Origin of the sequence: Rhizobium sp. ERR 1071 (genome assembly GCF_007828675.1) — a bacterium.
GTDB classification, from domain to species: Bacteria; Pseudomonadota; Alphaproteobacteria; order Rhizobiales; family Rhizobiaceae; genus Rhizobium; species Rhizobium dioscoreae.
The window spans coordinates 739,382-753,273 of sequence record NZ_VITM01000003.1 but is presented as its reverse complement, the minus strand read 5'-3'; the positions used below and the strand labels follow the sequence as shown (position 1 = coordinate 753,273).

The following is a 13,892-nucleotide window of genomic DNA, read 5'->3' as shown; positions in this document are numbered from 1 at the left end:
TCTCTCACCCGTTGCAGTTGCCAACGATATTCGCATAAATATGCAGCATGCATATTTATGGTGCGGGTTGAAAGCATGGCGACGAACAAGGAAATATTGCGGCTGGAAAACCTCTTTGGCGCCATGAGCCTTGCTCTGGTGGACAAGATGGAGAGGGCTTTCGCCGATGAAACCGGCCTTGGCCCACGCGCGACGGCCGCACTCGTTCAAATCGGCACCGAGCCGGGCCTGACGATCGAGACCCTGCGGCGGATGATCGCGCTCTCCCATTCCGCCACTGTGCGCCTGGTCGATCAGCTGGTGGCGTCCGGCCTCGTGCTGCGGGGCGGCGGCGTCGAGGGTGACAAGCGAGCCCGCGCGCTGCAGCTGACAGAAAAAGGCCACTTGTTGTTTGATAGAAGTCTCTCCGCCCGCCAAACCGTCATCCATCGGGCGTTTGGCGTTCTCAGCCCGGAGGAGACGGCCGAGTTCGGCCGCTTGGTCGAAAAGCTGCTGCCCGCCTTGGTCGATCTCGGCGATGACCAGGATGTGGTCTGCCGCGTGTGCGACCAAGGCGTTTGCGATCAGGATCGCTGCCCGATTGCCTTCATGACATAGGCCCGGAACAGCGTCTTGACATTTTCATTATATATATGCACACTGCATACATATATTTCGAAAGGCGATGAATTGTCGCCCTCGATGACATGAACATTGCCTGCATCAACTCGATCGGAGGCATGATCGCGATGGAAAATCGTACAATTCTTGCCCGGCTAAGGGGTAAAGCGCGTGCCGCGCTTGCCGGAACGCAGCATCGTGTCAATCGTTTCGGTGTGCTTCTCCGCGAGGCGGCGGCGATCGCTTTCATCATGCGCTGCAAGGTGATCGATCGCCGCTAAAGGAAATCAATCCTCAAGTGTCCCCGGTTTGCGGGCGACGGAGCTTGGTCTGTCCGAACCGATCTTCATCAGATCGCCGCGCCGGCGCACCAGCCGGTCCGAAACACGGGTGACGATCAGACCCGCTTGCGGCGCGCGGATATCGATGGCGCCGTCCGGCATGCCCGGCGCGGTGATGATCGTCGCCAGCAGATCACCTTCTTCAACGCGCTCGCCGATATTGCGATGGAAGAGCACCGTGCCGGCCTGTGGTGCGCGGATCATTTCGACATTGTCGAGCGGCACGGCCGGTCCGCTAAAGGAGGTGCCGGGCGCGACGCTGTCGTCCTGTACCGCGCCACGCGCGGCCAGGAAGCGCCAGAGCCCTTCGGCATCGTTCTTTGCCATTTCGGGATAGACATCGCGGGTGCCGCGCAATTCTACCGTAACTGAAAGCTTGCCCGGCAGCCTTGCCTTCTTCTCCCCCGGCACTTCGTATTTCCAGGCGAAGCTGACGGCCTCCTCGAAGGCCGAGCTTTCACCATCCGACAGCAGTACCGCATCCATCTTGAGCGCCGCGGCAAGATCGGCGGCTTCAGGCCAGAATGCCTCGTCGATATAGGCATATTGCAGGGATTCGTCATCGCAATGCAGGTCGATCACCAGATCGGCACCGAGCGCCATATGGATCAGCTGACGTTTCAGCCGATCGACGGCGGGGTAGCGTTCCAGATTTTCGATCAGGAGATCGCGGTCGCGAAGCGAGATCAGCGGAAAGTCGCGGTTGAAGTTGGTGCGCGAGCCCAAGTCGAAGCGCCCTTGCATCTCGCCGAAATGCGATTGCGCCGCGCCGATCGGATTGGCGTGCGGCACCACGATGATATCGCTTAGAATGGCGCCTTCGGCTTCCGCTTTCCGAAGCCGCTCACAGAGGAAATGCACCAAGGCCGTGCCCGGCAGCTCGCCTGCATGCAACGCGGCCTGAATATAGATCTTCGGTGCGTCTGCCTTGCTGCCGGCAAAATGCAGGACCGGCAGCCGCCAGGCGATCCCCGGAGTATCGCCTTCGATGACGATTTCGGTGACGTTCATGGGCGGGCCTCCTGCTGATGATGATCAGAGACCCATATCAAGCCTTAACGGCAGCCTGCAACCGTTTGTCGCCACATGCCAAAATCAGGACCGGGGACAAACAGCGCCAAAACAGCTTTCAGCGGCTGCCATTCCTGCGCAGGCAGAAGCTCAGGATCAGGCTGAGCAATACCGCGCCGACACCGAAGGAGAAGGGTGCTGCATAACCGAGATGATCCGCGAACAGGCCGGCGATAGGGCCGGTGCTCCCAAGCGACACGTCGAGGAAGATCGAATAGAGCCCGAGCGCGACGCCACGGTTCTGCGGCGGGATACGTTCCATGGCCTCATTGCCGAGCGCGGGGAAGACGGGCGCAAAGCCGGCGCCGGCGAGAGCCGCGCCGATGATGGCGACTATCGGCGATGGCGCGAAGGCAAGCGCCGCCAGGCCGATGATCTCGATGACAAGCGAGATGCGCACCAGCGGCAGACCGCCGAAGCGGGCGACAGCTTGCGCAAGACCCAGGCGCACGCCCATGAAGGCAAGGCCAAAGGCGCTGAGTGCAAAGGAGGCGCCTTCCCAGCTACGGCTATGGAAGAACAGCGCGACGAAGGCCATGACGACGCCGAAGCCGCTCGAGGCAAGCGCAAGCGCGACGCCGTACGGTGCAACGCGGCTCAGCACCTGGCCGGTGCCGATGCCCTTTTCCTTTACGCCCGGAACCGGCGGCCGCGTTTGCGCGAGCATAAAGCCGGCAACCGCAAGGATGATAGTGACGACGCCGATGGCGAAGAAGCCGTATTGCCCTTGCAGCCAAGCGCCGATCGGGGCGGCGAGCGCAATGCCGCCGTAAGTGGCGATGCCGTTCCAAGAGATGATGCGCACGGTTTCACGCGATCCCATCAGGCCGATCGCCCAGGTGATCGCCGCCGTGCTCACCCAGCTCTCGCCGATGCCGAGCGCCAGCCGTCCCGCAAGCAGAAGGGCAAGGCTTGCTGCCGGGACTTGGATCGTAAAGGTGGAAGCGATGGTGAGCGCACCCGACAGACCGTAGGCAAGGAAGCCCAGAAAGACTGAGCGGCGGGGTCCATATTGATCGCAGAGCCGCCCGACATGGGCGCGGCTGACGATGGTTGCGACATATTGCGTGCTGACGGCGATGCCGGCCCAGACGACGCCGAAGCCGAGGCTGCTGTCGACATAGGTCGGCAACACTGCAAGCGGCAATCCGATGGCAAGGTAGCCGAAGAATGTCAGCGCCACGATCGATATGAGGGACAGGGTCGAAGTGGACCGGATGGTCTGGGAAGCAGTGTTCACGGGATATCGCCTGTGGGCACCGGCAGCGGTGTCCATGCTGTTTGCCACGAAGGATCGGGTTCGTATCGGATAGCCATGACGGCGGCGGCCTGAGAGCTGTACGTCGCCATATGCAACCGGTATCAGGCAGGAGCAGGCATGGTCAACGAATTGCTGCCTTGCAGCAAAAACCATTGACGGGATGAATGGATTGTGCGTCGAAGATAAAACACCCCATCGCCCCGCCGCCCCATCGCCCCGCCGCCTCATCGCAATGAGCGGAGCCTGCCAGGAGGCTCCGCTCACCGGGCGTCACATCGTCAGGACGACGCTGGCCGTCGTTCGGCCCGCTTCGAGGTCGGCATGAGCTTGGGCGGCATCCTTCAGCTTGTATTCGGCGCCAATCGGGTTGACGAGCCCGTCCTGCAGCGCCGCCATCAGCGCCGTTGTGCCCTGGCGGTAGAGGTCCGGATCGCTGGCATAGGTCAATACGCTCGGGCGCGACAGGCCGATGGCGCGAGGCGCGGTCAGCTCCTCTATCTGGATCGGGGGAATAGGGCCGGCCGGCTGGCCGAGGCTTGCGACCATGCCGAAGGGGCGGACGACCGCAAGTGTTTGCGAGAGCATGGTGCCGCCGATCCCGTCGACGGCAAGATGTACGCCGCGGCGATCGGCTATGCGGCGTGTTTCCTGCCCCCAATCCTCAGATGTATGGAGGAGAACCACGTCGGCTCCGGCCTCATGGGCAAAGCCGGTCTTGGCTTCGGAGCCGACCGTGGCGATGACGTTTGCCCCGATCCGCTTGGCAAGGCGGATGAGGAGCTGGCCGAGGCCGCCGGCGCCGGCATGCACCAGCACCCATTCGCCTGCTTTCACGGGATAGACCTTCTGCAGCACCATTTGCGCCGTCAGCCCGCGCAGCATCGTGCTGCCGGCAGCCCGCTCGCTGACGCCGTCTGGCAATTTCACCAGCCGAGCGGCGGAAAGAGTGCGCACCTCGGCATAGCTGCCGAGGGGATGGCCGATATAGGCGACGCGGTCGCCGACCTTGAGCCCTTCGACTTCCGGGCCGATCGCCTCGATGATGCCGGCGCCTTCGAAGCCGAGCACGCTCTGGCCGGGTGGGAGCGGATAGAGCCCGGAACGGACATAGATGTCGACGAAATTGACGCCGGAAATGCTCTGGCGGATCCGCGCCTGGCCGGGGCCGGGTTCAGTGACTGGTAGATCGACGGCTTTCATGGCTTCGGGTCCGCCGGGACCGGTAATGGCAATCGCTAGGGGCATAGACAAGTCTCCTTTCAGGAGATCTTTGACCATAAGCGTCGACCTGAATAAATTCGGTATGAACTCACCATATCTGTGCAATAATGCACCGATGATTGATTGGCAGGACCTTCACCATTTCGCCGCTCTCGCTCGAACCGGCTCCCTCTCTGCGGCGGCGCGCGAGTTGGGTGTCGACCATGCAACGGTCGGCAGGCGCATTGCGGCGCTGGAACGTGCGCTCGACCTGCGCCTCATCGACCGGCGGCCACGCACCTCGCCCTTGACGGCCGATGGCCGCGCCATCGCCGAACTGGTGGCGGGCATGGAGGAAAATGTCGAGGCCATCAGACGTTATTCGAAGAGCGCCGTCGCCGGCCTTTCCGCCGCGGTCAAGGTCAGTGCGCCGCCATCGATCGCTGCCCACCTTCTCGCTCCGAAGGCGACGCTTTTTCGTGAAGAGCACCCCGATATCACGCTGACCATTGCCGGTGTCACCCGTCGCGCCGCGCTGAATTACGGCGAGGCAGATATCGCCGTTCGCATGACCAGGCCGGAGGAAAGTGACCTCCTGGTGCGCCGCATCGGCGTCATGCGCTTCGGCCTCTACGCCATTCCGAGCGTGGCGCAGGTGCCGGAGAAGGATTGGGTGTTCATCGGTTACGATGCGGCGATGGAGCATCTGACGCAGCAGACCTGGCTGCGCAGCCTATTGGAAGGCCGCCCGATCGTGTTCCGCGCCACCGATGTCTTCGGCCAGCTGGAGGCTGCCCGAACCGGCCTCGGCGTCGTGGCGCTTCCCGCCTTTCTGGGCGATGGCGAGCCGGCATTGGTACGCCTGCCGGTGGCGGTGCCGTCGCCTGCGCGCGACCTCTGGCTCGTGACATATCCGGATCTGCGCCGCTCTCCGGCGATCCGCGCCGTCATGGATTTCGTAGCCGATACCATCGGGCGAAGCTGTCCGTTGCGCAACGGCAGCGATGCCGCAGCGTGACACACTGGTTTTGCTTATCATTTTCCTGTTGCAGACCAGACGCGAATCTCTATCCATAAACGGATGCGCCATCCCTATGGTCGGTGATTGATGACGAAGCTGAGCAGCTGGTTCGTGGTGGACAGGGCGGATCTGGTCGCGGGCATATCGGTTGCCGGACTGATGCTGCCGGAAGCGGTCGCTTACGCAGGCATTGCCGGCCTGCCGCCGCATCGTGCAATCCTCGCCGGCATCGCCGGATGTCTCGTCTATGCCATATTCGGCCGCAGCCGCTTTGCCATCGTCTCTCCCACATCCTCGTCCGCAGCCATTCTCGCAGCCACCTTGGCGGTGGTGCCGGGCGATGCCACGATCAAGGCGGGGCTTGCCACGGTCGCCGTGGCGCTCGCCGGCATTCTCTTCGTCATCGCCGGTGCCTTGCGGCTGGGCGGTATCACCGGTTTCATCTCGCGGCCGGTCCTGCGGGGCTTCGCGCTCGGGCTGGCGATCACCATCATCCTGCATCAGCTGCCGATTCTGGTGGGCGTGCCCGTGCAGGGCTCGAATATCCTGAGCTACGCGGCGGCACTCTTCGGCGCTATTCTGCAGTGGAATCCGATCAGCGTCATAGTCGGCATCGTCGCGTTGGCGGCATTGCTGCTCTTGAAGCGATTGCCGGGCATTCCCGGCGCTTTCCTCGTGCTCGTCGCCGGCATCTTCACCTCCTATCTGTTCGGCTTGGAAGGCCATGGCGTCAAGCTGGTCGGCCCCATCGAGATCCTGCCGCAATGGCCGTCGCTGCCGGACGCCAACTGGACCGCCTATTCGCGGCTGGTACAGTTCACCGTGCCTCTGGTCCTCATCCTCTTTGCTGAGTCCTGGGGAACCATGCGAGCACTCGCCCTGCGTTATGGCGAGACGCTTGAGGTCAATCGCGAGCTTGGAGCGTTGGGCGCCGCCAATATCGCCAGTGCCGTCGTTCAGGGCATGCCAGTCGGCGCCGGTTTTTCCGCAGGCTTCGCCAGTGAGGCGGCTGGCGCGAAGACGCGAGCGACGACCGTTTTCGCTGCAATCGGCCTGGCGATCCTGATTGCCTGTGCGGAACCATTGGTGGCGCTTCTGCCAGAACCGGTGCTCGCCGCCGTCGTGATCGCGGCCCTTACGCATGCGCTTGACCCCAGCCCCATTCTGCGCCTGCTCCGCCTGCATCGCGATTTCTACGTGGCAGTGGGTGCCGCTGTCGGCGTGCTCGCCTTCGGCGTTCTCAATGGCATGCTGCTGGCGATCGCGCTCTCGCTTGCCGCCATGATGCATCGTCTGGCCTCGCCGCATGTCGCCCGTTTGGGGCGGCTCAACAACGGCCATGACTTCGTCGATGTCAGTAGGCATGACGATGCGTCCGAGATACCGGGCATTGCCATCTGGCGCCCCGGCGAAACCCTGTTTTTCGGCAATGCCGATACGATCTTCGGCGAGATATTGTCCGGCAGTCGCAACGAAGCCGGGTTGCAGGCAGCTATTCTCAGCCTGGAAGAAAGCTCCGATATCGACAGTACGGCGATGGATGCCTTGATGGAGTTCGACAGCGCGATGCAGCGAGCCGGCCTCCGCGTCCAGTTCGCCCGTGTGCATGACCGCGTTCGCGATCTCATGACGGTCGCGGGCATGGTCGACGTCGACAAGCGCTGCAGCTTCAGCGTCGATGATGCCGTGGCCGCGGTGATGGCGGCAGTTGAACCTGTTCCGAAACCGTAAGCGCCAGATTCAGAGCAATGGCCAGTGCCAGACATGGCCATGCTCGCCGTCGCCCTGAAAGCTGTTGACCAGCGTGAACGTTTTGACTGTCCAAGCAATCGGCTCTTCCAAAATCACTTCGGGAAGAATGTGGTTGCAATAAAACAGCGTCATGTGGGGTTGGAACGAAGTGGATATGCCGCTTTCAAAGCCCATACTTTGCATTGCAGTATCCAATTCCCGACGGAGTGTCGTTAGCCCCTCGTTTCCCTCCCTACACCAGAGTACATATTGACGGTTGTTGCCGTTGCCGAATGTGCCTGCCCGATCGAATGTCAGGGGAAACGATTTTAAGCAGATGGTTGACCCGGCCTCTAACGCAGCGAAGGTGGCTTCCTCCTGGGAGCGAGAGACAATGTCGATGGGATAGATGGTGGCATGGTAGAGATCATGCTTTCTGGCTGTGCGCATCAATCCATTTCGCCGACTTTGGTCGACGGTCATTTCTGCAGCCAATTTAGCGATTTCCGGGTCCGGCAACGCCGCAAAGTAGAGAGCTTGCCGACGTTTTGGCGGGCTTTTGTCCTTGCGATTAATTGGCGGTTTGCCGAGATCAAATGATAATTGATCGATGTGCTGCATGGCTTCATTCAAAACCGGCTTGGCTTTGCCTCCTTTTTCCCTGATCTCTAAAGCATATGACTCAACGACAAGGATTTCAAGAACAAAACGAGAACAAATGGCAGATTCATAAATCAGAATACCGACATCCTCGTTTCAAAAATGCGATCGAATAAAAGTCCTGTCTGATCTGTTCATTCCAAGCGAGGCTTGCTCTCCATTCTCTCCAACAAGGAATGACCGTCTATGTTTACCAGGGCCATCTTTTCAGCCGTATTTCTCGTCCTCATCGGGCTCAGCATTTCCGCTTGCTCTACGTCGGGAGATCACAATTCCGGCGGCGGCATGACGCTGAACGCGCCTCCGACTGGCGGCGGATATTGATCCCGTTCTGTCAATCGCCCTGAATCCGCTCGGCGGCCGTCAAAACGGTGGCAATTCCCGATCTTTGCAAGAATCGGGTTGAATTCGAGGCTCCCGAGGACGATTTTGATGACAAGTGGAAACACGGGAGCTTTCGTCATGAACGAGACAAGGCAAAATTATCTGATTTTCGAAACCGCCGGCGGCTTCTGCGGCATCGCCTGGAATGATGTCGGCGTGCTGCGCTTTCAATTGCCGACCAAGGATGCGGGCGCGACCGAACGCCTGCTTCTGCGGCGTTTGCCGAACGCGCAGCCCGGCGCGCCGAGCACGGAGATTGCGGGAGTGGTCGCCAAGGTGAAACGCTATTTTGCCGGTGAGGAGATCGACTTTTCCGACGTCACGCTCGATCTCGGCGAGCAGGACGCCTTCTTCAGACAGATCTACGATGCCGCCCGTCAGGTCGCTTGGGGCCATACGACGACCTACGGCACATTGGCCAAGCAGCTTGGAGCAGGGCCGGAAGCCGCGCGCGATGTCGGGCAGGCCATGGCGAAGAACCCGGTGGCGCTGATCATTCCCTGCCATCGCGTTCTGGCGGCTGGCGGCAAGATCGGCGGCTTTTCCGCGCCGGGCGGCTCCAACTCCAAGGCTCGCATGCTGGAGCTGGAAGGCGTTCAGCTGGCGCCGCCGAAGCCGGTGCAGCAGTCGCTGGCGTTTTGAGCCAGTCGATCCGGGTGTGCGGCTAAAGCTGCCCGCCCCCTATTCCTTCGGCTGACGGGCGCGGGAGAACAACAGTGTCTGCTTGTCATTGAGGCGCATTGGCTTCGGATCGCCATAGCCGGCTTTTTCGGCAACACGGATCGAGGCCGCATTGTCGGGCGAGATCAGGCAGACGCTGCGATCAAATCGCGGCTGCTGGTCGAGCCAGGCGACGGCGGCCGCCAGGGCTTCCGTCGCAAAGCCTTTGCCATGCGCCCACGCGGCCAGTGCCCAGCCGGCCTCCGGAATACCCCTGATTGGCGGTTCCATCACCCTGTGAAAGTCGGCAAAGCCGAGATCGCCGACGTAGCGGCCGGAGGATTTTTCGCGGATTGCCCAATAGCCATGCCCGAGCAGCGGCCACAGACCATGATAGGACAGCATCCGCATCCACGACTCCCTGGAAGTGGAGACCACATTGCCGAAAATATGCCTCACGACCAGAGGATCGCTCCACATGCCCGCAAGCGGCTCGAAATCATCGACCGTATGTCCCGTCAGGATAAGCCGTTCGGTCTCAAGTCGCGGCGGAGAAAGCGTTACTTCCATAAAGGCAGACCTTTGAGTTAGCTTTGGGCATTCTGCTGCAGGCGCTCCGCAAGCGCATCCAGATCGGGCAGAAACCAGACCTCGCGACCCCTATTGGATTCATACACGAAATCGCGCAGGGCATTACTGCTCGCGATCCATCCGGAGACGTCGCCGAGAATGACGAGCTGCGAACGATAGTTGACGAATTTCTGGATGATTGCGCCGGCAATGCGGGTTGAGAGCCGGAAAAACTCCTGGCTCAGCCGTGATGTCGGAACGACCACCAGCTGTGCTTCAGCGTCCCATGCAGCGCTGACCCAGTCATTCACATCCCTTTCGCTGGCGAGGAGGGGACCGTCGTCATCGCCGATAACGACTTTTCGGCCGGAGAATTCTTTGACGGTGTACATGCTGGTTCGACTTTGCATTCCATCGAGGGAAAGGTTGTTTGTTGTTGCTCTAAGTTGATAGTGGTTTCAAGGCGTCAGTCACCATCCTTATGCTTCATTGATATCCGCAATTCTTTTTCGGAGATCGGAGCCAAATCCTAGCCTAACGCGTTATCGCCGCTGCGTCATATCACTTGATCTGGTGATCTCATCCGCAATAGGACGATGAAGGCGAGAATGTGACTCACAAGGAGCAGCGGCACGTAAAGCGTCGGTATATAAATGCCTGCGCCGAAGAGACCGGGATTTCCGATTTTCGTTACGCCCATGTAATAGGCATTCAGAAGATCCAGAGTTCCCCAAATGTTGAATATCCAGACAGCCGGAATGGCGATCGGCGACCGCCAGGAAAGGGCGGCCATGGAAGCGAGCGCGAGTATAGCCGAGATGAGATCGCCCCATCCGACCTTGTTGGCAAAATCCGAGCTCAACTGCGGAGATACGAATCCGGATACCAGAAAATTCATCCCCAAGAACCGGAACGCATGGAAAGCAGCAAGAAGTCTTAGAGCCTCATAACGCCGCATTGTGCGAAGCGCTGGCCAGACATAGACATAGGCTATCACCGAACTTGTCAGGAAGGCGCCGGCGACACTTAGAACGAATGGGAGATTGAGTTCCGGTGGCATCTCGGTTTCCTTCGTGTTTATCTTTCTGGTCTGACGGCATCGAAATCAATAAGTGTATTTCGCTGCCTTCGGGCGTTTAGGCATTGGCCAAGAGCAGGCGGAGCGGCAAAAGCGGACCGATCGCGATATATTCGTGATCCATGAGATTTTGCTTGGCCAACGGCAAGCCTTCCATGATTGCGTGAGCGTCGGCGACATCTCTCGAATCCAGCAGGAACACGGCTCCCCGGCCATCGCCTCGCGAATACCATTCGCGTATTTTTCCATCGAGATAGAGCTGCGCGGTCCGCCGGATTTCATCTGGCATGATAGCCATCACCCGCTCGCGTGTGACGCCCGCCTTCACGGTGAGGATGACCATCACTCCGGTGACTACGGGTGAGACGGCTTGCGCTTGAGCAGGGGTTGCGTGATCGTTCATGGAAGTAGCTCCTGTGAGAGTAAAGACCAGGAAGAGGTTGCAGAGCCGGGACGTCACAAACGTTCGGGCTTGGCGTTTGCGATGCTCCCGATTTGCAACTCACGTATAAGGCCACTTTCCATGAGCGACTATTCTCGATAATGTCGACGAGTTATGAAGCAGAACTTCACAGTCAGGCAGGGTGCACTCGATGGCGTGGAAGCCTTTCTGAGCGTCGCCCAGCATCGTAGTTTTCGCAAAGCAGCGGCCGAGCTGGGGGTAACGCCATCGGCAATCAGCCAGGCGGTACGCTCACTTGAGGCGCGCGTCGGCGCCGCACTTTTTATTCGCACGACGCGCAGTGTCAGCCTGAGCGAAGCCGGCGAACGATTTCACTTGCGCGCAAAGCCTGCTTTCGAGGAGCTTGTCGCGGCAAGCGAGGTCGCGCGTGACCTTGGGCAGCGGCCTGCGGGACTGCTGCGCCTCACCGTACCGCGGGCAGTGATGCCAATCCTGCTGGAGCCGCTGATCGCATCCTTCTGCCAAGCTTATCCTCAGGTCGAGGTGGAGATCGCCGCAAGCGCAGATCTGGTCGATATCGCTGCCGAGGGATTTGACGCCGGCATCCGGCTGGGGCAGTTCATTGCCGCTGACATGGTTGCGGTTCGGCTTACCCCGCCCTTTCCGCTGGTGGTCGTTGGTACCCCCGAGTATCTTCGCCGGCGGGGAAGGCCCGAACGTATCGATGATCTGCGCCAGCACGCCTGTTTGCGCATGCGCCGCTCGGACGCGTCGATCGCACCATGGTCCTTTGTCGATGGCAACAGGCCGATCGAGGCAATCGTCTCAGGCCCGCTGATTGCTCGTGATTTTCCCACCATTCTTGGTGCGGCCGGGGAGGATATGGGACTTGCACAAGTGCCTGAGCCGATTGCCCTGAGCCTGATGAAAGCAGGCAAGCTCGTGCAGGTTCTGGAGTCATTCGCGCCGTTGGCGCCGGGAGTGTTTCTATACTATCCCAACCGCCATCAAATGATGCCGAAGCTGCGTGCTTTTATTGATCACGTAAAAAGCCATTCGGGCACTATCAGCAAAACACAAAGACGCATCGATGACAAACGAACACGCGAGGCGAAAAAGCGCTGATGTCGGAGGCGTTGACCGGCTTGAACCGGATTGAATTGAAGTTACCAGGTGCTGCGGGCCAGGATGTGAGGTCTCGACTGCGGTTGCAAGGGCGCCATTGCATCTGATACGTCGCGTTGATCTGTTTCATTCAGCGCTACCATCTCCTCATTTCCATTCGGTTGTCTGGATGTATTCTAACGCTTTGTTTTAATGTGTTTTGGAACTAAAAGTCGTGCGAGACCGTTTATCTCTGACTTTGACACGGCGCTGACGTCGTGACCGGCCGGCTGGGTAAGCGGCGCTTTTGAGGAGTGTCTTAATATGAGGATTTCATCTGGATTTCGTTCGGTTGCGGTTGCCGCTATTGCTGCTGCGGGGATCGGCTTTGCCGGCGTCGCGCATGCCGATAGCGGCACGATCCGCTTTTCCGTCTACAAGGCGGCTTTTTTCGTCGGCGGCTCCGGAGGCGAGGGCACGCTGACCTTCCATGGCCGCAAATATCCCATCTCGATCGGCGGCATCTCGGGCGGCCTCGCCTTTGGTGCCTCCAAGACCTATTTCCAGGGCACAGTGCGCAATATTCGCCGCGCCCGCGATGTAGGCGGTGTCTACGGTGCCGCCGGCGGCGGCGGCGCGATCGGCAAGGGTGCTCAGATGATCGTCATGACCAATGACAAGGGCGCCCAGCTCGAACTGACGGGCAGGCAGGTCGGCCTGCAGGTCAACGCCGATCTCAGCGGCCTGAGCATCACCGTGAAGTAAGGTCACCAGTCCAAGCCTATGGTGCAGAAGAGCCCGATCGGCGGAATTAGCGTTCGGGCTTTTCAGGAGAAGGTATGGTTTCCTCCTTCTTTCCATGCCCTTGAAGCGCGCGATGAACAGCTTCTCCGTCGGTGCGAGATGTCGCATAGCCGCCATCCTTGACGAAGTATCAAGCCAGCCCGCTGGCACCAGTACTGCGCTGGTCATTGGAAAGGGCCTCGATGACGTTGTCGTGCTGGCACGGGGAGAACGACCGCTGCTCCCGGCATTGCGTAAAAACAAAAGGCTCTAGACGAGCACGGCACCGCCATCCACGATTACGGATTGGCCGGTGACATAGGCATTGCGCATGAACGACAGGTACGCTTCAGCGATATCCGACGGCTCGCCGACACGTCCCACGGGCAACTTCCCGCCCACCGAGCGGAAGATCTGGTCCCGTGCCTCGGATGGGATACCGGACCACAGATCGGTGGCAACCATCCCGGGCGTCACAACATTGACGCGCAGAGGCGCGAGATCGAGGGCAAGCGCGCGCGTCAGGGATTCGATTGCGCCGCAAATGCTTGCCGCGAAGGCAAAACCTGCCGGCGGCCGCCGGGCCGAGGTTCCGCTCGTCAACACGATAGACCCGCCATCGCGCATGTGTGGCTGTGCTGCCTTCACGGCAGCGACCGCACCCCAATAGCGCAATTCAAAAAAGCTGCGTGCGGTCGCCAGATCGATTTCGGCGACGGGCTTGCCGAACGGCAAAGGCTCGCCGGCAGTGAAGACCAGGTGGTCGAACGCGCCGAGCGTCGTGAAGAATGCCGAGAGGGACTCCATCGACCTTACATCGACGACCGCACCTGTGGCGGTTCCTTCCGGTAAACGCGTGATGGCGCCCGCGACATTCTCTTGTTGGCTGGAAGCGATGATAACATGAGCCCCTTCATGGACGGCTCCTTGAGCCACCGCAAAGCCGATACCACGAGATCCGCCAAGGATCGCGACCCGCTTGTTATGCAACATGACTTTTCCTTTCGCAGATGCGGATGGGTTAT

At 60.2% G+C, this 13,892-nt stretch carries 16 protein-coding genes; 7 read left to right on the top strand and 9 right to left on the bottom strand.

Translation table 11 applies throughout. From position 1 onward, the window contains the following. Positions 1-75 precede the first annotated feature (75 nt). On the top strand, positions 76-597 hold the full coding sequence (locus FBZ99_RS13825; protein ID WP_145633665.1) for a MarR family winged helix-turn-helix transcriptional regulator: 522 nt from the start codon (positions 76-78) through the stop codon (positions 595-597). Positions 598-728: 131 nt separating this feature from the next. Continuing rightward, complete coding sequence (locus FBZ99_RS33105) at positions 729-881, top strand: hypothetical protein (RefSeq protein WP_186450307.1); 153 nt, start codon at positions 729-731, stop codon at positions 879-881. A 6-nt stretch (positions 882-887) separates the two neighbouring features. Here the strand turns inward: FBZ99_RS33105 and FBZ99_RS13820 are convergent, their stop codons facing one another. The 3 genes from FBZ99_RS13820 to FBZ99_RS13810 form a co-directional block, all read right to left on the bottom strand. Then, positions 888-1,952, bottom strand: coding sequence for a M14 family zinc carboxypeptidase (locus FBZ99_RS13820; RefSeq protein ID WP_145323450.1), 1,065 nt, complete (start codon positions 1,950-1,952; stop codon positions 888-890). 118 nt (positions 1,953-2,070) lie between these two features. Continuing rightward, on the bottom strand, positions 2,071-3,252 hold the full coding sequence (locus FBZ99_RS13815; RefSeq protein ID WP_145633662.1) for an MFS transporter: 1,182 nt from the start codon (positions 3,250-3,252) through the stop codon (positions 2,071-2,073). Positions 3,253-3,543: 291 nt separating this feature from the next. Continuing rightward, a complete protein-coding gene (locus FBZ99_RS13810; protein ID WP_145633659.1) occupies positions 3,544-4,518 on the bottom strand; it encodes a quinone oxidoreductase family protein in 975 nt (324 codons plus the stop codon). A 91-nt stretch (positions 4,519-4,609) separates the two neighbouring features. Between FBZ99_RS13810 and FBZ99_RS13805 the strand changes: the two genes are divergently transcribed. Further along, positions 4,610-5,491 carry a LysR family transcriptional regulator gene (locus FBZ99_RS13805; RefSeq protein ID WP_113390065.1) on the top strand — a complete coding sequence of 294 codons (882 nt, stop codon included), beginning with the start codon at positions 4,610-4,612 and terminating at the stop codon, positions 5,489-5,491. A gap of 90 nt (positions 5,492-5,581) precedes the next feature. Continuing rightward, entirely contained in the window at positions 5,582-7,225 is a 1,644-nt protein-coding gene (locus tag FBZ99_RS13800) for a SulP family inorganic anion transporter (RefSeq protein ID WP_145633656.1), read from the top strand. Between the two features lie 9 nt (positions 7,226-7,234). Here FBZ99_RS13800 and FBZ99_RS13795 read toward each other — a convergent pair whose 3' ends face one another. Then, entirely contained in the window at positions 7,235-7,846 is a 612-nt protein-coding gene (locus FBZ99_RS13795) for a 2'-5' RNA ligase family protein (RefSeq protein ID WP_113351393.1), read from the bottom strand. Positions 7,847-8,347: 501 nt separating this feature from the next. Between FBZ99_RS13795 and FBZ99_RS13790 the strand changes: the two genes are divergently transcribed. Continuing rightward, positions 8,348-8,911, top strand: coding sequence for a methylated-DNA--[protein]-cysteine S-methyltransferase (locus FBZ99_RS13790; RefSeq protein WP_113351391.1), 564 nt, complete (start codon positions 8,348-8,350; stop codon positions 8,909-8,911). 39 nt (positions 8,912-8,950) lie between these two features. Here the strand turns inward: FBZ99_RS13790 and FBZ99_RS13785 are convergent, their stop codons facing one another. The 4 genes from FBZ99_RS13785 to FBZ99_RS13770 form a co-directional block, all read right to left on the bottom strand. Further along, positions 8,951-9,499: a GNAT family N-acetyltransferase gene (locus FBZ99_RS13785; protein WP_113351390.1), complete on the bottom strand. Its 549-nt coding sequence runs from the start codon at positions 9,497-9,499 to the stop codon at positions 8,951-8,953. A gap of 17 nt (positions 9,500-9,516) precedes the next feature. Next, positions 9,517-9,891 (bottom strand): DUF4180 domain-containing protein, encoded by a 375-nt coding sequence (locus FBZ99_RS13780; protein ID WP_113351389.1) that lies wholly within the window; start codon positions 9,889-9,891, stop codon positions 9,517-9,519. A gap of 164 nt (positions 9,892-10,055) precedes the next feature. Then, positions 10,056-10,559, bottom strand: a complete 504-nt coding sequence (locus FBZ99_RS13775; protein WP_113351388.1) for a hypothetical protein — start codon at positions 10,557-10,559, stop codon at positions 10,056-10,058. Positions 10,560-10,635: 76 nt separating this feature from the next. Next, complete coding sequence (locus tag FBZ99_RS13770) at positions 10,636-10,980, bottom strand: hypothetical protein (RefSeq protein ID WP_233788606.1); 345 nt, start codon at positions 10,978-10,980, stop codon at positions 10,636-10,638. Between the two features lie 153 nt (positions 10,981-11,133). On the opposite strand from FBZ99_RS13770, the gene FBZ99_RS13765 reads away from it, so the two are divergent. Both FBZ99_RS13765 and FBZ99_RS13760 read left to right on the top strand, forming a co-directional pair. Continuing rightward, positions 11,134-12,105 carry a LysR family transcriptional regulator gene (locus FBZ99_RS13765; RefSeq protein WP_145633651.1) on the top strand — a complete coding sequence of 324 codons (972 nt, stop codon included), beginning with the start codon at positions 11,134-11,136 and terminating at the stop codon, positions 12,103-12,105. A 303-nt stretch (positions 12,106-12,408) separates the two neighbouring features. Further along, positions 12,409-12,849 (top strand): hypothetical protein, encoded by a 441-nt coding sequence (locus FBZ99_RS13760; RefSeq protein WP_069611058.1) that lies wholly within the window; start codon positions 12,409-12,411, stop codon positions 12,847-12,849. A gap of 288 nt (positions 12,850-13,137) precedes the next feature. On the opposite strand, the gene FBZ99_RS13755 is transcribed toward FBZ99_RS13760, so the two are convergent. Then, positions 13,138-13,860 (bottom strand): SDR family oxidoreductase, encoded by a 723-nt coding sequence (locus FBZ99_RS13755; protein WP_145633648.1) that lies wholly within the window; start codon positions 13,858-13,860, stop codon positions 13,138-13,140. Between the last annotated feature and the right edge of the window lie 32 nt (positions 13,861-13,892).

What these genes read in the sequence shown, in the direction of transcription:
- FBZ99_RS13805 (WP_113390065.1), top strand. Translation starts at nt 4,610, where the DNA reads ATGATTGATTGGCAGGACCTTCACCATTTCGCCGCTCTCGCTCGAACC.
- FBZ99_RS33105 (WP_186450307.1), top strand. Translation starts at nt 729, where the DNA reads ATGGAAAATCGTACAATTCTTGCCCGGCTAAGGGGTAAAGCGCGTGCC.
- FBZ99_RS13820 (WP_145323450.1), bottom strand. Translation starts at nt 1,952, where the DNA reads ATGAACGTCACCGAAATCGTCATCGAAGGCGATACTCCGGGGATCGCC.
- FBZ99_RS13775 (WP_113351388.1), bottom strand. Translation starts at nt 10,559, where the DNA reads ATGCCACCGGAACTCAATCTCCCATTCGTTCTAAGTGTCGCCGGCGCC.
- FBZ99_RS13800 (WP_145633656.1), top strand. Translation starts at nt 5,582, where the DNA reads ATGACGAAGCTGAGCAGCTGGTTCGTGGTGGACAGGGCGGATCTGGTC.
- FBZ99_RS13825 (WP_145633665.1), top strand. Translation starts at nt 76, where the DNA reads ATGGCGACGAACAAGGAAATATTGCGGCTGGAAAACCTCTTTGGCGCC.
- FBZ99_RS13760 (WP_069611058.1), top strand. Translation starts at nt 12,409, where the DNA reads ATGAGGATTTCATCTGGATTTCGTTCGGTTGCGGTTGCCGCTATTGCT.
- FBZ99_RS13755 (WP_145633648.1), bottom strand. Translation starts at nt 13,860, where the DNA reads ATGTTGCATAACAAGCGGGTCGCGATCCTTGGCGGATCTCGTGGTATC.
- FBZ99_RS13785 (WP_113351390.1), bottom strand. Translation starts at nt 9,499, where the DNA reads ATGGAAGTAACGCTTTCTCCGCCGCGACTTGAGACCGAACGGCTTATC.
- FBZ99_RS13770 (WP_233788606.1), bottom strand. Translation starts at nt 10,980, where the DNA reads ATGAACGATCACGCAACCCCTGCTCAAGCGCAAGCCGTCTCACCCGTA.
- FBZ99_RS13780 (WP_113351389.1), bottom strand. Translation starts at nt 9,891, where the DNA reads ATGTACACCGTCAAAGAATTCTCCGGCCGAAAAGTCGTTATCGGCGAT.
- FBZ99_RS13795 (WP_113351393.1), bottom strand. Translation starts at nt 7,846, where the DNA reads ATGCAGCACATCGATCAATTATCATTTGATCTCGGCAAACCGCCAATT.
- FBZ99_RS13765 (WP_145633651.1), top strand. Translation starts at nt 11,134, where the DNA reads ATGAAGCAGAACTTCACAGTCAGGCAGGGTGCACTCGATGGCGTGGAA.
- FBZ99_RS13790 (WP_113351391.1), top strand. Translation starts at nt 8,348, where the DNA reads ATGAACGAGACAAGGCAAAATTATCTGATTTTCGAAACCGCCGGCGGC.
- FBZ99_RS13810 (WP_145633659.1), bottom strand. Translation starts at nt 4,518, where the DNA reads ATGCCCCTAGCGATTGCCATTACCGGTCCCGGCGGACCCGAAGCCATG.